10 protein-coding genes are annotated in these 21,872 nt (G+C 45.4%); 9 read left to right on the top strand and 1 reads right to left on the bottom strand.

Annotated features, from left to right (window positions below; genetic code table 11):
* Positions 1-5 precede the first annotated feature (5 nt).
* On the top strand, positions 6-914 hold the full coding sequence (locus AC58QT_RS11045; RefSeq protein ID WP_497409017.1) for a phytanoyl-CoA dioxygenase family protein: 909 nt from the start codon (positions 6-8) through the stop codon (positions 912-914).
* Positions 915-1,056: 142 nt separating this feature from the next.
* Here AC58QT_RS11045 and AC58QT_RS11040 read toward each other — a convergent pair whose 3' ends face one another.
* Positions 1,057-3,519 carry a helix-turn-helix domain-containing protein gene (locus AC58QT_RS11040; protein WP_497409016.1) on the bottom strand — a complete coding sequence of 821 codons (2,463 nt, stop codon included), beginning with the start codon at positions 3,517-3,519 and terminating at the stop codon, positions 1,057-1,059.
* Positions 3,520-3,738: 219 nt separating this feature from the next.
* Here AC58QT_RS11040 and AC58QT_RS11035 point away from each other — a divergent pair, with 219 nt between their 5' ends.
* From AC58QT_RS11035 to AC58QT_RS11000, 8 genes are all read left to right on the top strand, one after another.
* Positions 3,739-5,418 (top strand): type 2 periplasmic-binding domain-containing protein, encoded by a 1,680-nt coding sequence (locus AC58QT_RS11035; protein WP_497409015.1) that lies wholly within the window; start codon positions 3,739-3,741, stop codon positions 5,416-5,418.
* A gap of 56 nt (positions 5,419-5,474) precedes the next feature.
* Positions 5,475-6,431: an ABC transporter permease gene (locus tag AC58QT_RS11030; RefSeq protein WP_397340387.1), complete on the top strand. Its 957-nt coding sequence runs from the start codon at positions 5,475-5,477 to the stop codon at positions 6,429-6,431.
* A gap of 12 nt (positions 6,432-6,443) precedes the next feature.
* Positions 6,444-7,325, top strand: a complete 882-nt coding sequence (locus tag AC58QT_RS11025; protein ID WP_497409014.1) for a carbohydrate ABC transporter permease — start codon at positions 6,444-6,446, stop codon at positions 7,323-7,325.
* A 179-nt stretch (positions 7,326-7,504) separates the two neighbouring features.
* Entirely contained in the window at positions 7,505-17,056 is a 9,552-nt protein-coding gene (locus AC58QT_RS11020; RefSeq protein WP_497409013.1) for a glycosyl hydrolase 115 family protein, read from the top strand.
* A 780-nt stretch (positions 17,057-17,836) separates the two neighbouring features.
* Positions 17,837-18,157, top strand: a complete 321-nt coding sequence (locus tag AC58QT_RS11015) for a hypothetical protein (protein WP_497409012.1) — start codon at positions 17,837-17,839, stop codon at positions 18,155-18,157.
* A gap of 224 nt (positions 18,158-18,381) precedes the next feature.
* Entirely contained in the window at positions 18,382-19,356 is a 975-nt protein-coding gene (locus AC58QT_RS11010; RefSeq protein WP_497409011.1) for an ABC transporter permease, read from the top strand.
* 24 nt (positions 19,357-19,380) lie between these two features.
* On the top strand, positions 19,381-20,247 hold the full coding sequence (locus AC58QT_RS11005) for a carbohydrate ABC transporter permease (RefSeq protein ID WP_497409010.1): 867 nt from the start codon (positions 19,381-19,383) through the stop codon (positions 20,245-20,247).
* A 53-nt stretch (positions 20,248-20,300) separates the two neighbouring features.
* Positions 20,301-21,869, top strand: coding sequence for an extracellular solute-binding protein (locus AC58QT_RS11000; RefSeq protein WP_497409009.1), 1,569 nt, complete (start codon positions 20,301-20,303; stop codon positions 21,867-21,869).
* The last annotated feature ends 3 nt before the right edge of the window (positions 21,870-21,872 follow it).

Raw genomic sequence — 21,872 nt, 5'->3', positions numbered from 1 at the left:
CTCATATGTTTGAGAAGGTATTAAGTTCCGAACAAATCGAACAGTTTAAGGAGCTTGGCTGGGTGAAGGTCAGCGGAGCCTTCCCGCGAGAAACTGCGCTAGCTTGCCAACAGTTCCTATGGGGAAAGCTCCGCGAGAGAGGGGTTCATCAAGAGGATCCTTCAACTTGGGATAAACCCATGATTTATATCCAGGAAGCATATCGCAGTCCTGAGTTTGACCAGTGCAATACGGCACGGATGGCGGATGCGATTGAGGATTTGATTGGATGGGATCGATGGCAAGATCGCGGTGTGTATGGGATCGATGAGGTTCAATCGACGTGGGGCTGGTGGCCGGTCAACTTTGCACTTGGGGCTGACAGAGAGTGGGATGTGCCTACAGATGGTTGGCATTGGGATGGTATTCATTTCCGCCATTATGTCGATAGCCCCGAGCAAGGACTCCTATGTCTATGTATTTTCTCAGAAATAGGTCCTCATGGTGGCGGTACGTTAGTGCTGGAAGGCTCACATAAGCTGGTAGCACGGTTTCTTTCTAGGTATCCAGAGGGGATGGAATCGCAAGCTGCGATTGATAGCTTAAATAGGCAACATCCGTACTTGTCGGAATTAACGGGGCTAACGAAGTCAGCGGATGAAAGTGCGGGCAGCCGAATTGATAAATTTATGAACACGAGGCATACAGATGCTGATGGTATCGAATTGCGGGTTGTTGAGACGACAGCATCCGCAGGAGATATCATTCTATGTCATCCTTTTCTTTACCACACAGCATCTCAGAATCACAGTGGAATGCCACGCTTCATGTGCAATAAGACTACGCCGTTAAAAGAGCGTATGAATCTGACCCGAAGTCAGGAAGTCGATTATTCGCCTTTAGAAATGAGTATTCGGAATTCATTGGGTCTTTGAATCCAAGAGGTACGTGAATAATAGGTAATAGAGGTTTAAGATCGGGACTCCATAGTGTGGGGTTCTGTTTTTTTACGTCTGAACGCAAAAAAACCGCCTGATCTGAAAGTAAGATTCAAGCGGTGCTGGAATAATGGGATCATCACTCTTTATATTTTCCTGGAGTGACGCCTTCGTACTTTTTAAAACTGCGTATCAACGCATTACTGTTTAAATACCCTACTTTGACAGCTGCGTCGGAGATATTGAGTTTTTCGTCCCTTAATAATACTTTCGCTTTTTCCAATCTTACTTTATTGATATAATCCGGCAAGGTTTCTCCGGTTTGTTCTTTGAAAAGCTTGGACATATAGCTTGGAGAAATCCCCAGATGTTCTGAAATCATTGCTACATTTAAGGTAACTTCTACATAGTGGCTGTTTACAAACTCGATGATATTCCTGCTCAATTCGTAGTAACGATTACCGGTTTTTGACTGTATACGTTTACATACGGATGCGAGTGTAGCTGTAATTTCCGTCTGTAGTTCCACTAAGGTTTCACATTCAAATAATTTTTCCACTGGCTCATCAGCAGAAATTTCTTTTACTGTTTTTACAACTGTACTTGCAAGATCAAACATAAAATACCTTGTCATTTCAGCAGTGGGGGTGCTGTCAATAAAGTTAGAGTGAATAATGTCGTCAAGTAATTGCTTTCCTTTTTCAAACTCTCCAGATTTGATGCAATTCACTAACTTTTGCTCTTTTTCAAGCGGATAGACATAATCTCTGACATTATATTTCAGACTTTGGAAGGGGATGATCTTTCCGTTACCGGCAATTAACTTGTATTCTAGGGCTTGGGCGGCTTCCTGATAGGCTTCTTGCATGCCATGGATACCCGAGTGAGCATCACTGATGGAAACTGTAAGGGTCATATTGTAATATTTCCCGAAAAACTTTTGCAGTTCTTCTGTAAGGTTGACCATTTCTTGCACATGATCTTCCGCTTCAAGATCCTGCAGGTTCACTAGGAATACTATTTTCTCATCAATCTCGGTGGTGAAATTCTGATACCTTTGTCCCAACAGCTCCTCAAAAACATTGGTGATGACAAAGCAGGGGAGCTTAGACTTTGCTTCAAAATCATCTCCAATTCCTAAGGAAATAAGCTTTCCTCTATCTTCTATGGATAGGAGCACGACGATAAAATCGCTGGATCTAAACTGCATATCAAGCGCGTAAAAGGCATTGTGATGGACAGATATATTCCCAAACTTCCCTTTTAGAAGCTTTTGCAGAAAATCCGCTCGCACTACACTACTTTGCTGCTTCAGTTTCAGGTTAATATGTTCCTTTTCTTGAAGAGCATCTTGGATGGCCTCATAAATAAACTGATATTCATTACTGGATCTGTCATAGGAATTCTTAATTTTCCCATGTTGGACAATACGGATCAGATTACGAACTGGATTATAATTACGCCATGTAAGTAAAACCGATACGGCTCCTCCAAAAATTAAACATAGAATAATACTTGCAATCATTAATTTTTCTGTAAACTCACTTTTTTCCATCACAATCTCACGCCGAACAATGGAAACATACTTTAGGTTGGATACATCAGATTTCGTATAGGAAATGATGAACGAATCCTTTCCTTGTCCTTTTACTAGCATATTATCGCTACGCGTAAGCTCATCCACCTGCAAGATATCCGATAAATGAAAAGAAGCAGTCGATGCAAGAAGGTTATTATCATTGTCTAAAATAAAGATACTTCCATACTGAGCCGATTGTAAATTTTGAATCATTTCAGTAAATCGTTCTCTTTTTAACTGGATAACGATTGTGGCAAGAGGTTCCCCCGAATTTGATATTGGGATTGAACGCATGTAAGCCAGCGCTCCTGAATTCTCATTTGTGCTTGTCTTATTGTCTTTTGAGATATACCTACCGCTGTATGCATGTTGAAGAGTATCTATCCATTGTTCATACCTTAGCCCATCCTTGACAAGAAAAGAGTACATATAATTACTCCTTGAAGCTGCTGACGAAGATATCACAGCATCCAAGTTTTTAAAGTAGACATAAAAATCATCGATGTAGCCATTCGTTATATTCATCCTTTTGAAATCTTTTACGATCTGAGCAACCTCATACTGTTTGTTATTCCAGTTCGTTTCCTGCGAAGTAGCTAGCATTTGAATATCCGGGTTAAAGGCAATGTCAAAACTTAAGCGCTCCGCATCCTTTAAAATATTGTCCATATTGAGCTGGACTTGCTTCAGCATAGCCAGATTTGCCCTGCTTGTTTCTTGCTCAATCGTTCTTACAGTAACAAAATAAACGATTCCAGTGAAAATGATAGGAATTAACAGAATCAATATATAAGATAAAATTTGGGTGTAAATGATACTATTTCTAGTGTTCAAGACACGCTTTATGTTCATGAAATCCCCCTCATTATCTTGACTAGTGAGTTCAGGTATCCAAATTCCGCAAGTTCCTAAATAGTATACTACTATACAATAGGAATGAAATTCCATAATTTTCCCAAAAAGCTTTACAAGACCATCAACGGCGTACAACTTGGAGCGAGCCAGCGAACCTTCTGGATCCATCAATTTGGCACCGTTTTTTGTTTTTTGATGATGATTTTTCCATATTTAATATTGATTTTGGGGATATTCAATATGCTTTTTGTTGGATGGAGATTGATTTACGTTTGTTAGAAATACTACACTTACCCTAGCAAATGTAATTGTTGTGAAGTTTGCATGTAGGCAGTCAGGTTACAATTACGTGTAGCAAAAATATGAAATTTGAGGGGAGAAAAAATTGTGAAAAGTAAAAAGATTTTTAACAAGATGACTACGGGTTCCCTCTTAATCGCACTTTTGACATCTACGGTGATGTCAGGATGTATAGGAGAGGAAAAAAAAGCTGAGCAAACGAATTCGACTCCGACGGGGACTGCAATAAAATTACCTTTTGAGAAGCCGGTAAAATTCCGTGTCTGGGATCCCCTGATGAGCACTGCGCTTCCGATCATGAAGAACTATGCCGAGTCAGAGCTAAATAAAGAGTTGCAGAAGAGACTGAATGTCACGATTGAGTATATTCATCCTACAGAAGGTTCGGCGAAAGAGCAGTTTAACCTGATGCTTACATCCGGCGACATACCCGATTTTATTGTGGGCACCTTTGGGGATTATCCCGGTGGAAGGGAAAAAGCCTTTGAGGATGGCATACTGGTTGACTTAAAGAATGAAATCCCCAAGTATGCACCAGATCTGGCTAAAATCTATGAAACCTATCCCGATCTGTTAATGGATGTAGAGACAGAGGGAGGAAAACAGTTCGGTGCCCCATTCCTCAAAGGTGATCAAAGTATCTTCACCTTCTTTGGAGGTTTTCTTCGTAGAGATTGGTTGACTGAACTGGGAATGCCTGTGCCAGAAACCATCGATGAATTCTATACGGTAATGAAAACTTTCAAAGAAAAGAAGGGGGCAACGGCACCTTTTACCGGAACTGTCGGAAATATTAAAGGAACCTACTTTACCGGAGCATGGGGGATTAATCAAGATCACTTCATTGAAAATGGTAAGGTCGTATACGGAGCGATTGATCCCAGATTTAAGGAATATACCAAGACGATGGTGAAATGGTATAAGGATGGCATACTTGACCCCGAATTGGCTACGAATAATGGAAAAACGATTGATGCCAAAATTACCGCAAATCAAGCTGGCGCAACTCTTGGAAATACCGGTTCAGGCCTCGGGAAATATTTGCCGCTGATGAAGAGCAAGGATCCCAAATTTGACTTGGTCGCTGTGCCATATCTCGTTCGTAACAAGGGTGACTACAATCCCTTTATGCCCAAGGATGGACCTACCGTTAATAATGGGACATGGAATATTACCAGTGCAGCTAAGAATATTCCAGAAGCACTGGCATTCCTGAATTATGGTTACACGAAGGAAGGCTCTATGCTCTATAACTTCGGTATTGAAGGTGTAAGCTATAAGATGGAGAACGGTTATCCAAAATATACGGATCTAGTGACGAATAATCCTAACGGACAGCCCTTTGCAACGATGGGGCAGATGTATACCCGTGCTCTGAAGGATGGCCCTTTCGTACAAGACAAGAGGTATTTTGAGCAGTATATGGTCTTACCGCAGCAACAAGAGTCGCTGAAAGTCTGGACCAAATATGCGGACCAAGTCACCAAAGCCAACAAGAACTATAGAGGAAACTTGACGCCGGAGGAAGTTTCTCAGATCACTAGCAAGCAAAATGAAATTAACACGTATAAGGATGAAATGTTCCTGAAGTGGCTCATGGGCAAAGAGGATGTAGATGCCACCTGGGACAAATATGTGGAGCAAATCAAAAAATTAGGTATTGAAGATATCAACAAGGTTAGACAGAATGCCTATGATCGTTTTATTAAGAAATTCCCGCAGGCATTAAATCCGCAATCGTTTAATATCAGCGACATCTTTAAATAGTACGAGTGAAAAGGGGGGAAATCCCCCCCATTTCACCATATAGGGAGGTTCCACTCGTGCCAGAGGTAAAGATACAGCCGCAACCTTTGATATACAATAAACCAAGCCTCATTCAGGCCATAAAAAAAGATTATAAGAAAAATAAATGGTTGATCCTGATGGCCTTGCCTGTAGTAGCCTGGTATATCTTGTTCCACTATGTTCCCATGTACGGTGTTATCATCGCATTTAAACAATTCAGCCCCGTAAAAGGAATCTGGGGCAGTACCTGGGTAGGACTAAAACATTTTCATGATTTCTTCAACAGTTTCTCCGCATGGAGAGTCATCCAAAATACGTTAATGATTAATTTCTATCAGCTTATCTTTGGTTTTCCTGCACCCATTATTCTGGCGCTATTGCTGAATGAAGTTAAAGGTAAGTATTTTAAAAAGACGATCCAAACCGTTACTTATCTACCGCACTTTGTTTCCACGGTGGTTATCTGTGGTATGATTATCGACTTCTTTGCAAAAAGCGGTCTGATCAATGATATCATTGCCTTTTTTGGTGGATCTCGCACGATGTTTCTTGTGGAAGCAGGATGGTTCCGTACCATCTATGTAAGCACTGGTATTTGGCAAGGCGTAGGTTGGGGGTCGATTATCTATCTCGCTGCCTTGTCCGCTATTGACACGGAGCTATATGAGGCGGTAACCATCGACGGAGCAGGGAGATGGAGACAGTTTATTCATATCACGCTGCCGGGAATTGCTCCCACAATCGTGATCCTATTAATCATGAATTTTGGCCATATGATGAGTGAAGGATATGAAAAAATCATCTTGCTTTATAATCCGAGTACGTATGAAACAGCAGATATCATTTCATCCTATGTGTACCGGCGCGGATTGGTAGAGGCCAATTATAGCTTCAGTGCAGCAGTGGGGCTATTTAACTCTTTGGTGAACCTGATTTTAATCGTAACAGCAAACTATGTTAGCCGGAAGGTTAATGAAACCAGCCTGTGGTAAGGAGTGGAAGATATGGTTGTCAAAAAGACAGTCGGGGATTACATTTTCGATTCGATGACTGTTATTGTATTAATCGCACTGGCTGTGATCACAGCCTATCCGTTTGTTTATGTTGCTTTTGCATCCTTAAGCAGTGCAGATGAGCTTACAGCCCATAGCGGCTTGCTCCTAAAGCCATTAGAGTTTAGCGTCGATGCTTATAAAGCTGTGTTAAATAATCCCATGATTTATTCCGGGTATATGAATACGTTATTTATTGTCGTGGTGGGAACGACCTACAATATTATCATGACATCTATGGGAGCTTTTGTTCTGTCTAGGAAAAATTTCTTCTGGAGAAAGCCAATTACGATCTTGATTGTCATTACCATGTTTTTCGGTGGCGGACTGATTCCCAGTTTCTTGTTAGTCAAGGATCTCGGTTTAATGAATTCCATATGGGCTTTGATCATTCCTGGAGCAATCGGAACCTGGAATCTGATTATTATGAGAACGGCGTTTCAGGGAATTCCGGACAGCTTGGTAGAATCAGCCTATATCGATGGTGCACATGATTTTACCATATTATTTAGAATCATTATCCCACTGGCATTGCCAACCATCGCCGTTATGGTGCTGTATTATGGGGTAGGTCACTGGAATGCATGGTTTGGCGCCATGATCTACTTAAGAAATAGAGAATTATGGCCGTTGCAGTTGGTGTTGAGAGAAATCCTGATTTCCAACAGTACGGATGATATGATGGCCGGAGCCGTAGCTCAGGACAGAGCAGCAATTGGAGAAACGATAAAATATGCAACCATCATGGTCGCTACACTTCCGATCTTGGCGGCATATCCATTCTTGCAGAAGTATTTTGTTAAGGGCGTAATGGTTGGAGCACTTAAGGGTTAAACCTAACAATAATTTATTACAAAAATTTTTTAATATCTTACATTTTAATGTTTGAGACGAAAAGTATAATTACATACATGAGGCAATCAAGAAAGCGAAAATGAAAGCGGTTTAAAATGGCGATTAACTAACAATTTAGCCATTCTCCCCGTTCCTAATGATTCCAAGGAGGACTGCAGATGGTCAATAAAAAGTTCAGGTTTTTGTTCATTTGGCTCACAGTGCTGCTGATGCTACCGCTGCCGCAATGGAGTAATCCCGTTGCGGCAAGTCAGGTGTCGTCTGAACCAATTACGAATTCAGTGTCAAATTTCTACAATGTTATCATGCAGGCGGGAGCCGACCCTTGGGTTTACAAGCATAAGGACGGATATTACTACAACGTCTTTGTTAACGCAAGCGGCATCATGATCCGTAGATCGAAGACGATCACTGGCATTGATGCGGGCGAGAGGAGCTTAGCCTGGACACCAGTTCAGGGTACGAACTACAGTTCCAATGTGTGGGCGCCAGAAATGCACTATCTCAAAGATACGGATGGTAATTACAAATGGTATATTTACTTCGCAGCTGACAACGGAACCAACGCAAACCATCGCATGTACGTGCTGGAGAACACCAGTGAGAATCCGATGACCGGAAGCTGGGTATTCAAAGGTAAAATTACCGATTCCACCGATCGTTGGGCAATTGATGGCACTGTGATGACTATAAATGAGAAACACTATTTCATCTGGTCCGGGTGGGAGGAAACGGACGGGAGTTTCCAAAATTTATACATAGCTGAGATGAGCGATCCACGGACGATCAGCTCGGGGCGTGTATTAATATCGACGCCTGAGCATGATTGGGAATCGTCCCCGGGCAGGATTAATGAAGGCCCCGAAGTCACGATACGTGGCAACACCATTAACCTGGTCTATTCTGCAAACGGAAGCTGGACGGACAGTTACTGCCTAGGACTGATCAATGCCAAGATTGGCGACGATTTGATGAACCCCAACTCCTGGGTAAAACAGGACAAACCAATTTTCTCCAGTGCCAACGGCGTATTCGGACCAGGTCACCACAGTCTCACCACCTCTCCCGACGGCACTGAGGACTGGATTATCTACCATTCCGCCCGCTGGCCGGGATCAGGGTGGACCCGCAATGTTCGCACTCAGAAATTCACCTGGAATGCAGACGGAACGCCGAACCTGGGCGAGCCCGTCGATCCAAACAAACCGATTGCCACGCCTTCAGGGGAGCCGGTACGTCAGCGCTATGAGGCAGAGTCAGCCCTGTTGATGAAAGATCCCAACGGCGGAACCGGTCCCGCTGTCTGGGGAGAAAGTACCGCTTCCGATGGGAAGAAGATCGCTAATATCAAGAACGCCAATGATTATGCCCAGTTTACAGTCAACGTGCCACAGGCGGGGTTTTATGTGCTGTCCGTGCGTAATGCCAACGGTTCCCCGAATGGGGCAGATGCTTCCCACATCTTGTCGGTCAACGGCGGTTCCGGTGCCAAATTAAATGTCGTGTATTCAGACTGGAATCGCTGGGGGGCATCCACGGCAAAAGTCTATCTTAAACAAGGCGACAATAGCATCCGCTTCGGGACGGGTACCAACATTGCCCAAATTGACAGTATGGATGTCACCCAGCTTGAAGTTGAATCAGAGTTTCTATTCGATTCTCCAGGGTACACGCTGGGGTTAGGTGAAAGTCGTAGTTTGCCTGTATACATGGTAACGGGCACTTCCAATTCGCTTATTGAAAGCGGAGTTTCCTTCAGTTCTTCCAATCAAGTGATTGCTGATATTGTAGGGACTGAAATAAAGGGGCTCAAGGCGGGGAGTGCCACAATCACTGCGACATATAACGGGAAAACGGCTACAACCACAGTTACTGTTGCCGCAGAACCTAAGAATGTGCAGTCTATTGTTATCAACGGACTGGACAGCGTTCTGACCAGCGGTCTGACGAAGCAATTGCAGTTAACAGCACGCTACAACACCTTTGACATTCAGGATGTGACGGCTGGTGCCACGTATTCCAGCAGCAACCCCGGCGTGGCTAAAGTAACAGTCAACGGTCAGGTAAATGATACATATCCGGGGGAAACAGAGATTAAAGCCGTATACGGTGGCAAGGAAGCAAAACTCAATTTGACGGTAACGCCTGATCCTTCTCAAGTTCCTCAGATTCTTACGCAAGTCAAAACTCCCTCAGGTGTCACACCTAAATTTCCCAGCGTTGTGGACGTGATTTACAAGGGGGAGAGTGGCATTGCTGAGGTAAGTTGGAAGCTGGAGGGAATTAGCTTTAACTCGCTTGGCCCTGTTCAGGTGCCTGTCATATTGACACGGAATGGTGAGCAGCTATCTGCAGCCGCTTCCGTGGAGGTTGTCCCAGGCTGGGGCCTTGATGAAATTGTGAATCAAGTTCACAGCAGGATAGACAATTTCTCATACCCTTTAGGTGAAAGCGTGGGCAACTATAGTCAATCTGCATTTAATGCCCTTCTGGCCAAGCTGAGTCATGTGGAGGAAATATCCGCAGACGCGAGTCTGAAGGAAGGACAGTTTAACCAGGAGCGAAGCTCCCTTGCTCAAGCGGAAGCAGATCTGTTGGGTTCGCTCAACAGTACACAGGATGGTGTGTTTTATAACGCTTACCGAGATTTCTCCGGCGATGAGACGGGCAAGTACCCTTTCGGGATTAATGTCGAAGATCTAACCAATGGCGCTACCGCCACTGTACAGGCAGAGAACGGGAATAAATTCCTTCGGCTGACCACCACGGCTACTTCCGGCAAGGCGAACCTGTTCCTGCCATATGCAGGCGAGGTAAAGGCTGACTCGGATCAGCGCATCGTTATCGAATATCGGGCCAGATTAAACACCAACTTTCAGTATGCCAATGGCGCGATGATGAGAAATGACAGCGGTACTAGCAATTATTCGATGGTCACGGCTTTTGATACGGGAAAAATTGTCGTGCAAAATGGAGCGTCTACGAAGGTCAAAGTCAAAGACTATCAAACCAATACATGGTACAAAATCAAGATGGTGGCCAACTGGGGCAACAAGACCTATTCCGTCTATATCGACGATGTTCTGGTGGCTACTGACTACAACTTCCGCCACACAGGGGGCAGCAAGCTAACTGGACAGCGGTTCGGAATCGACGGCTACGCCAACGCCTCCATCGACTTTGACGACTTCAAAGCCATGGTTATCGGAGGGCCGATGGTTGCGCCTAAAGATCTTAAAGGAATTAATGAAACAGCGGTTGGAGCAAATGATGGACGCATCACCGGTGTGAACGCATCCATGGAATGGTCCCACGACAATGGGGGCACCTGGTCCAATGTGGCAGGGGACACCATCCCGAATCTGCAGCCCGGGATTTATTGGGTTCGATACCGGGAGACGAATACCCATACAGCCAGTCCTCATGTGGTGTTGACCCTTAGGGGCTTTACTCAACCACCTGCTAATCCTGACGGAGGAATTGTTTCGGAAACGGGGAAAGCTGGCGATTTCCCTTTAGCGGCTTACGGATCGGCAGCAGCCATTTGGGTTGACGCTGCGGAGGAAGCCTCAGTTAGACGCGTGGTGAAAGACTTGAAGGAGGACATCAAGCGGGTCACCAATCTGGACACCTCTGTGAGCAGTGCAGCTACCCTTCCCGCAGGTCCTGTCGTGATCGTTGGGACACTGGAAGGAAGCGCTCAAATCAAGGCATTAGTTCACGAAGGGAAAATTACTGAAAGTGAAGTAAACGCTATCAAAGATAGATGGGAAGCCTACTTAATCAAGGTGGTAGACGAAAATACCCTAGTCATAGCAGGATCGGATTCTCGCGGATCCATCTTTGGGGTATACGAGCTTTCGGAAAAAATGGGTGTAAACCCCTGGTATTTTTTTGCTGATGCAGCCATCAAAACGAAGAATGCAGTCTATGTAGCTGAGGGTACTTCCGTCAAAGATATGCCCGATGTGCGGTACCGTGGGGTTTTCCTCAATGATGAGGAGAAGCTCAGCCGTTGGGCATCCGAGGTGTTTAAAGACCCTGACACCATGGGGCCGAAAACGTATGCTAAAATCTTCGAGCTCATTTTGCGGCTGAAAGGCAACTACATCTGGGCAGCCATGCACGTCAATTCGATTAACAATGTACCGGGCAATATTGATTTGGTGAAGGAATATGGCATCGTGCTGGGCTCCAGTCACCCCGATATGCTCCTGCGGACGAACTCCCACGAGTGGGAGGAGTGGAAAATGAACTATGCCGGACAGAAGGGTGTTAATCCCGACACGATCCAATATGACTACACCCTAAGCAAGGAGGCTGTGCTCCAGTACTGGCGGGAAAACATTGAACGCCATAAAGACACCGATGCGCAATGGACACTAGGTATGCGGGGCATACATGATGAGGCCTTTAATGTAAAGAATCTCATGGAACCTGCCTATAATTACTTAGGTAATGATCTGGAGGAGCGGAAAGCCGGTCTCATGAATGAGATTATCCGTGATCAGCAGCTCTTGCTTAAGGAAATACTGGGTCAGGACAAATATGCGAAGTCCTTCCAGGCGTTTATTCCGTATAAGGAAGTCCTGCCTATCTATAATCACCCCAGATTTGATCTGCCCGAGAATGTGACAGTCATCTGGACCGACGATAATCACGGAATCATGCGGAGGATGCCTGACGCTGTAGAACGCACACGCGAAGGTGGACACGGGTTATACTATCACGCTTCCTACTGGGCTCCTGTCGACCAAAGCTATTTGTGGCTCAGCTCAATCCCCCTTGCCTTAATGGGGGAGGAGCTCGGCAAGTCTTGGGAGCATCATATCCAGCAGTCCTGGATACTGAATGTGGGCGATATCAAGCCGCAAGAAGCTGAGATGACCTATTTTATCCGTTATGGATGGGACGTAGAGAAGTACAAAAATCAGCCGAATCAGTTTCTGAAAGACTGGATTGGTGAACATTTCGGCAGTCCGTATAGCAACGAGGTTGCTGATATTCTCACAACTTTCTACCATCATGCCAACGTTCGCAAGCTTGAGCATATGAAGGATGGCTTATTCAACCAGACGCATTACGGAGATGAGAACTCGAAGCGGATGGCCGTGTATCAGGATTTATTCAACCGCACTGCGGCGATTTATCAAGCGCTGCCTGCTACGCAGAAGCTGGCCTTCTATGAACTGGTGCAATCCAAAATTAACTGGGCGTATTATGTCAATAAAGCCTACTATTATGCGGATAAAAGTAATTTGGCCTTCGATCAGGGCAGGATGGCTTCCGCCGACGCTATGCTCAAACTTTCTCAGGAAGCTGATCTGGCAAAGAAAGCGGAAATTGCGCGTTACAGCACAATGGCAGATGGCAAGTGGAAGGGCTTCATTGATCCCGAGAATGCGTCGCCCCCTGTCATTAACCAGCTTCCCCCTGGCACGCCAGCGTTGGTGCTGGGCGAACCATCTTTAGGTGTGGTTGTGCAGGGTGAGGCAGCGCCTCAGGGGAACACGAAGCTTATATTTTCTCCTTATAATCAGGATGGTAAATTCATCGACGTTTTCAATAAGGGAGCTGGCAGTATCAATTGGACTGCCGCTGCCGATCAGCCTTGGGTAAAGCTCTCTTCCTCAGCCGGAACCGTCAACGACGAGACACGTCTCTGGGTTACGATTGATGGGATGGAAGCACACAAAGGTGCAACCGCAACGATTTCGATTACTGATACTGCGACCAACACCACCAAGACCATTCAGGTGGCGATTGAGAATCCGACAATAGCCCTGTCCGCAATCACTGGATACGCAGAGGCTGACGGCTATGTATCTATTGAAACCGAGCATTACAGCCGCTTGAATACGAATGGAGATAAGACCTGGCAAATCATCCATGACGCGGGCCGTGCTTTTGGGGGTGATGTCGTGCGTGCTTATGCGCCTGACCTGAACGCCGTGGATGAATCTGCGATCAGCTCAACTGCCCCCAGCCTGGAGTATGACATCAACCTGACCTCGACGGGCCAGTTCCCGTTGGAGATATATAGGATCCCCACGCTGAACGCGAAGGGAAAGGTGCGTTTTGCCGTATCTGTGGATGGCGGAACCCCGATTGTAGTGGAATCCGCTGCGTCTGATGAGGGGCAAGGAACCATTTGGGTGAGCAATCTCTTCCACATGATTGAGAAGCATGTGGTGAATCTGCCCGCACTGTCAGCTGGAAAACATACCATCAAGCTGTGGATGGTGGATAGCTTTATCATGATTGACAAGATGGTGCTGTACACCGGTCCAGAGGGTGTCATTCCCACCGAGCTTGGTCCAGACGAGAGTTACCATCATGAATTCAATACAGCGTTTAACTCGGGCACCGATTCTCTGCCCCGGATCTCAACAGCAGCCGAACTGAAAAACATCCCGGCTGGCTGGGGAGCGGGCGATTTTGTTGAAGTGGATGGAAAGCTAAGCCTTGAGGCCGAGTACGCCATGGAACATGATCTTGCATCTGAAAGCCAGATTACAGCTGATATGAAAGCGTACACCGTTTCAAAACGGGATAAGGCTTCCCAGTTAGCAGGGAAAATTCCCAATGCCTGGCGCCTTACACAATCAGACACTGGCATGGCAATGCGTCTTCCCGATCGAGGCGGACAGTGGTCAGAGAATGCCGAATTCCCCGTGTATAGTCCGGAATTGACGTACAAAATCAATTTTAGCAACACGGGGACTTATAACGTCTGGGTGCGCTGGCGGTATGTAGACAACGCTTCCGACTCCATTCGTGGCAGTCTTGATGGTAGTCTCGGGAACTTCTCGACCGATGTTTTTTTCTCCAATAATATGGATGAGAAATGGCACTGGAAAAACGTGGGCAAGGTTAACGTCGCCACAACCGCTGAGCATTCCTTCAGCCTGTGGATGCGCGAGGACGGTCTGTATGTAGACCGCATCTACCTTACGAAGAGTAGTGAGACTCCAACAGACGCCCTATGGAAACCATCTCTCCGAACAGAGAGCACTGAAGGACAGAGACTCCAAGAAGTTGTTAACGCGAAGCGCGCTGAAATGTCCGGGATCTCTTACCCATTAGGTGATGCTCTCGGTCGTTACCGTCAGATTGCCTATGACTCTTTAATGAGTGCTCTTAACGCAGCGGATGCCTTGGCAAAGAGCGGTTCGGCTACAAGGTTGCAAGTTGATGAAGCCTTGAATACCATTACTGCCGCTGAAACAACTCTGGACAACGCTCACGTTTTTACACAGAATGGCATGACCTATTATGCTTACAGAGATTTTTCCGGTGATGAGGCAGGCAAATTTCCTTATGGCTTTAATGTCGAAGGGTTGACCAATGGCGCTACGGCTACTGTACAAGAAGAGGACGGGAATCAATTCCTGCGTCTGACGACAACTGCGACTGCCGGCAAGGCCGATCTGTTCCTGCCGTATACAGGCGAAGTAAAGGCAGCTGCGGATCAGCGTATCGTCATCGAATACCGCTCCAGATTTAACGGTAACTTTCAATATGCCAATGGCGCCATGGTGAGAAACGACAGCGGCACTAACAATTATGCCATGGTGACTGCCTTTGAGAATGCAAGTGGCGTGCATCAGATTAAAGTGCATAAGGGCACATCCAATGCAGATAAGGTTAGTGTTAAATCGTTTAATTACAATCAATGGCACACCTTTAAAATGGTGGCCAACTGGGACGCCCGGACTTATACCGTCTATATGGACAATGATTCTGTACCGGTAGCCACTGACTTTAAGTTCCGCAACACAGGCGGCAGCAAGTTGACTGGCCAGCGGTTTGGATTGGATAACATGCCTAACGGCTCAATCGACTTCGACGACTTTAAGGTTAGTATTATTAATCCTTCCAAGCCGGTTACACCAAATGCCCCCGAAGGACTCGGGAAAATTAATGAAACAGCGGCAGGCGCCAATGATGGTCGGATCATCGGCGTAGATAGCTCCATGGAATGGTCCTCGGACTATGGAAACACTTGGTCAAGTGTTGAGGGGGATACTATCCTGAATTTGCCGCCCGGGACTTATTGGGTTCGATACCGTGAGACCAATACCCATAAAGCCAGTGCCCAAATGGAGCTGAACATTCTGCCCTTTAGTCTGTCAGGCAAAGTGACTGGCGTGAGCTTGGATAAAAGCAATGCCCATCTGTTTACCAACTATGGAAACCTTGCTGTTCAGCTTACTGCATGGATAGAGCCTGTTGGCGCCATCAATAAGGCTGTAACGTGGAATACTTCAAATTCTGTCGTAGCTTCTGTATACGACGGTCTTGTAACAGCTCATTCCACAGGCGTAGCCATAATTACGGTAACGACAGTAGATGGTGGTTACTCCGATACGAGCACAGTGACAGTTAGTGTGTACAGTGGCCCTGACCATCCTGGAAATCCACCAGTCTATGTGACAGGTGTAAGTTTGGACAAAACCAATGCTCAGCTGTATACCAACTATGGAAGCTCCACCGTCCAGCTCACCGCAAATGTACAACCTGCTGATGCGGCTAACAAGACTGTAACATGGAGCACGTCAAACCCGAATGTAGCTACGGTTGACGAAAACGGTCTCGTGCGTGTTCACACCCCCGGGATTGCTGTGATTACGGTGACCACGGCAGACGGCACTTACACAGCGACTTGCCTTGTGACTACGACGATATTTGAAGAAGAAGCCAGCCCTTACGACGGACATGTCGGTGCCACCGTCCCAACTGCACCTGCCACTGTAATCAAGCACGAGGACGGAAGTACGAGCACTATACTCACCGACCAAACGACCGGAACGTTGACCGAGACTACGACTTGGCCAAACGGAGACCATAAAGTCGTAACCAAAGAAAGCAATGGCACAGTTACGGAAGTCTTCACTGGGCAGAATGGAAGTAAGCGCGAGGTCGTGACGAGGTCCGACGGAAGCAGCCGCTCTGTCGTCACCGATATGAATAGAGTCAAGGTTGAGACCATCACGTCTTCCCATGGGGAAGTAACAGCCGACGTTCATCTGCCCGAAGGAGTTACGCAATCGCGGATTACGATTCCTGTCAAGCATGCCTCTGCCACCACAGTTGCCTTTATGGTGAGGAAAGACGGATCTAGGCAAATCATTGGGACCTCTGTTCTAACAGAAGATGGATTGAGTTTCATAGCTTCGGGAGATATGACGGTAAAACTCATAGACAATAAAATCACTTTTAGGGATGTTCCTGACAACTATTGGGCTGCCGAGGCAATTGCCTTTAGTACCAGTCGTGAACTATTCCTTGGAACAGAGCAAAGGGTTTTTGCCCCCGATGCGTCCATGAGCCGTGCAATGCTATTCACCGTATTAGCCCGGTTGGACGGCGCACAAGCTGAAGGCGGCGCAAATTGGTACAGCAACGCGCAAGATTGGGCTGTGGCTGCTGGAATCAGCGACGGCAGCGCTCCGGAGGCTGCGATAACCCGGGAGCAGTTAATCACTCTTTTACATCGGTACGCCGGTCAATCTGCTGCGAACGGCAACAGCAAAAGCTTTGTCGACAGCAACGATATTTCCGCTTGGGCAAGTGAAGCCATGAGGTGGGCTGTGGCGACGGGTATCCTGAATGGCAAGCCAGGGAACCTTCTGGAACCTGCCAGTGTTGTCTCTCGAGCTGAAGTATCAGCAGTACTTGCGCGCTTTATCGCTTGGAGAAGTAACTGACAAGCGTTACTAAAACTCCTCCAAGCCTACTTGATCGCGGGGGATGCCAGAAAGGTCAAAGAGGCGAATGAGTTTATATATCCTTGTTAGGTTCTCGTTTAACAGCAGAGACCTTTTCATTTCGTGATGAGCTGCCGAGGTAATTCAACAAATTAGAACACATATCTTGGTCCTATGTAACGATAAAACCTACCTGATCAACGCTCCCGTCCTTGAAAGACGGGAGCGTTGATTATTTTTCTGCCAGTTATCATTGTTGAGTTTTGCAGATCTTCGATGATGCCAATTCATGCGGTAAGCTAGCGGAGACATTTCTAGTGCAACTTAGTGACAATTCGTCCTACCTCTATTTCCCGGGTAATCGAGACAAGCGGGAAGCTTACTTGGAGGAGAGTGTTAAAATGAAATCGCCATAGAGTTGATAGAAAGTATGTTGGGTAAGTTCAGGTCGGAAAAGAAATGGACTCTCCAAGCGATTGAACAATTGTCTGAAAATGAGGACTGAGAATGTCTAAATAGCAAGCGTTTACAAAGACTAAATAGTCAAAACAATGGTGGGGAATTTGCAAAAGGTATAGGCATTAATAGATTCCCCACATATCTCATACTCGATGAAAATGGCATTGTTCTGCAAACTCAAGATATCGAAGTGGCAAAGAAATTTTTATAAGAGAAGGCCGCCGGTATGTATCTGAACCATGTAGACGACGCTTCATGCACACATCTGTCTAGGCTCCTGCATAGGATAATCTAACAACATGAACATGAGGAGGAATTGCCATGTCTCCTAACTTGCCTCAACCACAGCAACCCTTGTATCAAGCCGATCCAGCTTTCTCGCAATCCGTTAAATCTGTGCACGAAAAGCTTTATAATGTCTGCCATCATCATATTTCCCGGCCAGTTCGTATCAAGATGATGAATGGGCAAGTACATGAAGGGGTTATTGTAAATATAGATGAGGGTCATCTCTATTTGCAGGTTGGGCAGTCCGACAACCGAGCCTTCTTTAATCCATGGGGGCCGAGTCCATGGGCTTATCAGCAAAATGTGATTTTACCGCTGGTACTCTATAACTTGCTAGTAATTTCCCTACTGTAAGCTCCGATTTAATCTAACCTTACGAGAAATCGTAAGGTTTTTTCATTTGGTCAAATGGTAATAAACGAACTATAAGAAGTCATAGTGCCTATATACGCATTGGAAAAGCTATACCTTATAGTAATAAGGAGATCAGCAAATGAGTCAAGGCGTTTCCGGAGCCATAGCCGCAATAAACAAGGCGCATACTTGATGCTCTAATTAAACAGTAAGGAGGCAAGGACATGCAATCGAATACATTATCCTCAGAAGCAAGCAGAAAAACCTTACAGAAAGCAGAGAAGTCTCAATTAGGCCGTAGTTACTTGGCAAATTTTCGATCTTATTGGGATCTGTATCTACTTATGATTCCTGGCATTATTTATTTTATTGTGTTTAAGTATGTGCCAATGGCTGGCATCGTGATTGCTTTCCAAGATTTTAGTATTTTTGCTGGGTTTACTGGCAGCGAGTGGGTCGGGCTGGAGCACTTCCGTAACATGTTTTCAGATCCACAGTTCTACTCGATTTTTCGAAATACGTTATTGATTAGCTTGTATAAAATTGTTTGGGGGTTCCCAGGTCCGATTGTTTTAGCCCTGCTGCTGAATGAGATTAAACACATGTTTTTTAAACGAACTGTGCAGACCTTAGCTTATTTGCCCCATTTTCTGTCTTGGGTCATTTTGGGTGGTATCCTGATTACCCTCTTATCACCGACTAGCGGAACAATTAACAAGCTGCTTGTATTTATGGGGCTGGAGCCCATTTTTTTCCTTGCTAATCCTGCGTGGTTCCGTACTGTATTGGTCGCGAGCGATATTTGGAAAGATGTGGGCTGGGGGGCGATCATTTATTTGGCAGCTTTAGCCTCAATCGATCCACAGTTGTATGAGGCTGCTGTTGTGGATGGCGCAAACAAATGGAAGCAACTCTGGCATATTACTTTGCCTTCGCTGACGAGCACGATTATTATTTTGTTCTTGCTGCGATTGGGTCATGTATTAGATGTTGGATTCGAACAAATCTTTATTCTTTACAATTCCCTTGTTTACCAAGTGGCTGATGTATTTGAGACTTATGTGTATCGCACGGGTATTGCACAAGCCGAATTCAGCTATACCACGGCCATTGGACTATTTAAATCGGTAGTCAGTCTCATATTTGTACTCGTTGCCAATAAGTTGGTTAAGAAGTTCGGTCAAGACGGCTTGTACTAATCGTGGAAGGGAGGTGTTACTAGGATGTTAGGCTCCAGAGGGGAAAAATGGTTTTCAACCGCGAACTATTCGCTATTAGCTTTGTTCTCATTGCTTGCTTTAGCGCCTTTCGTTCATATTGTCGCCCAATCGTTTAGCAGTCAACAAGCCGTTATTTCAGGAATCGTTGGCTTCTGGCCGATAGGCTGGAATATCGATGCGTATAAGAATGTATTTAAAGACACGGCTTTTATTCAAGCTTTTCGTGTAAGCGTCGCTCGAACACTGATTGGCACCATACTTAGTGTCGCATTGACAAGCTTGCTCGCCTATCCTTTATCGAGGCCATACATTTTAGGACGGCAGTGGATTCAATTCATGATTGTGTTTACCATGCTGTTCTCTGGAGGACTCATTCCTACTTATTTGGTTGTAAAAGGAGTAGGCCTCATCAATTCTTTTTGGGCTTTGATTATTCCCGGTGCGATTAGCGCTTTTAATGTCATTATTATGCGCAGCTTCTTTCAAAGCGTGCCGATGGAGTTGGAAGAATCCGCAAGAATGGATGGATGCAGCAACACGGGGATCTTTTTTAGAATCGTGATTCCACTCTCTATGCCAGTCATTGCGACCATTGCGCTTTTCCACGGTGTGGCTCATTGGAATGCTTTCTTCGATGCCGTGCTTTATCTAAATGGACGTGATTTGCATCCCTTACAGATGTATTTGAGAGACCTGATTCTTTCTAATGAAACGAATCTGGAGACGCGAGCGATGGAGAAGAATGCTGCGGCAATCGAGTCCTTGAAAGCAGCTGCCTTAATTGTGAGTACGTTACCCATTGTACTGGTATATCCTTTCTTGCAGCGTTATTTTGTTAAAGGCATCCTTATCGGTTCAGTAAAAGGATAATTCCTATAGATGAAAAGGCTTACACGTTTTATACTATTAGAGGAGGCTACAATATGAACAACAAATTATTGAAAAGTGTATCATTAACAGTTGCATCGCTTTTGCTAGTTGGATTGGCATCTGGCTGTGCGCAAGGGGATAAGACAACTACAACAACGACTAGCAGCACGCCTGACGTGAAGAAGCCGCCTGTGGATCTCAATTTTGTTATCAATAACAATGGTCGTAAGTATTTAGAAGGAACCGATGCGAATAACAACGATTATATCAAATATATCCGTGAGAAAAGCGGGTTTAACCTGAAGCTTAACGAGCTGGCTGCAGATGGCTATCAAGATAAGTTGAACGTGCTACTAGCATCTGGGGAGCAATACGACCTCATTCATTCACGTGATGTCAGTTGGGTTTCCAACTTAGCGAAACAAAAGGCGATACTGCCATTGAATGATTTAATCGATAAGTTCGCCCCGGATATTAAGAAAAGCATACCTGCGGATATATGGGATCGCGTAACGTTCGATGGGAAAATCTACGCACTGCCAACGGTTTCTACGAAGCTTGGCGACGAAATTATGTATGTGCGCAAGGACTGGCTGGATAAGCTTGGCTTAAAACCACCAAAAACGTTAGATGAATACACGAAAGTCATGAAAGCATTTACCGAGCAGGATCCAGACGGAAACGGTAAAGCGGATACAATCGGCATGTTGATAGGCGAGAAGCTAGTTCGTTCTGGTACGTATTTCGGAGCTTTTGGCGTACCGATTGCGACCAACGAGGCGATTAAAGTTAACAACTGGGTTGAACGCAATGGCCAACTGGTAAATGCGCTGGTGCTTCCAGAAACAAAGCAAGCCCTAAAATATATGGCAGATCTTTATCAACAAAAGATACTTGATCAAGAATGGGCTTTGAATAAGCCAAAAAATATTGGAGAAAAAATTGTGTCAGGCAAGGTCGGCATTTTCTCGGCTACTTGGTTTGATACGAAAGAACCTACGATCATTCTTGGCAGTAAAAAGAACGATCCAAAGGCTGAATGGATTTCCCTGCCTTATCCAGTTGGTCCTGAAGGAAAATCCGGCGTTGGCTCCAAGAACCCAGTTGCTGCTTACATGGTAATTCCGGCTAAGAGCACAAATGCGGAAAGTACGATCAAATTATTGAATTTTATTATGAAGAAAGAAAATTGGGAAGCGATTAAACTTGGCTTGCCTGAGCATAACATTTGGAACCGTAAGGATGGCAAACTGACGATTGATATTGCAGCCCACGAGAAACATATTTACCGCAACGTCCTAGTGGATTTGGGAAGTACATGGGATGCGGAGCTGGAAGGGGAACGTCTGGACGCAACGGGGCTTGAATTTAAGATGAACGAGAATATCAATATCATTAATAAGAATGTCATTCCAAATAAGTACACAGGATCTCCGACGCCTGCTCTTGCCAAATATGGTGTCAAATTGAACCAAATGACGGAGGAGACATTAACGAAAATTATTATGGGAGCACTGCCATTAGATGACTTTGATAAGTTTACAGCGCAATTTTTGAAAGATGGCGGCGAAGAGCTTACCAAAGAAGTGAACGAGTGGTACAAAACGAATAAAAAGAAATAAAGC

This window comes from Paenibacillus sp. J31R109, assembly GCF_059692055.1.
This window is presented reverse-complemented; position numbering and strand designations above follow the sequence as displayed.

What these genes read in the sequence shown, in the direction of transcription:
- AC58QT_RS11045 (WP_497409017.1), top strand. Translation starts at nt 6, where the DNA reads ATGTTTGAGAAGGTATTAAGTTCCGAACAAATCGAACAGTTTAAGGAG.
- AC58QT_RS11040 (WP_497409016.1), bottom strand. Translation starts at nt 3,519, where the DNA reads ATGGATCCAGAAGGTTCGCTGGCTCGCTCCAAGTTGTACGCCGTTGAT.
- AC58QT_RS11025 (WP_497409014.1), top strand. Translation starts at nt 6,444, where the DNA reads ATGGTTGTCAAAAAGACAGTCGGGGATTACATTTTCGATTCGATGACT.
- AC58QT_RS11020 (WP_497409013.1), top strand. Translation starts at nt 7,505, where the DNA reads ATGGTCAATAAAAAGTTCAGGTTTTTGTTCATTTGGCTCACAGTGCTG.
- AC58QT_RS11015 (WP_497409012.1), top strand. Translation starts at nt 17,837, where the DNA reads ATGTCTCCTAACTTGCCTCAACCACAGCAACCCTTGTATCAAGCCGAT.
- AC58QT_RS11010 (WP_497409011.1), top strand. Translation starts at nt 18,382, where the DNA reads ATGCAATCGAATACATTATCCTCAGAAGCAAGCAGAAAAACCTTACAG.
- AC58QT_RS11005 (WP_497409010.1), top strand. Translation starts at nt 19,381, where the DNA reads ATGTTAGGCTCCAGAGGGGAAAAATGGTTTTCAACCGCGAACTATTCG.
- AC58QT_RS11000 (WP_497409009.1), top strand. Translation starts at nt 20,301, where the DNA reads ATGAACAACAAATTATTGAAAAGTGTATCATTAACAGTTGCATCGCTT.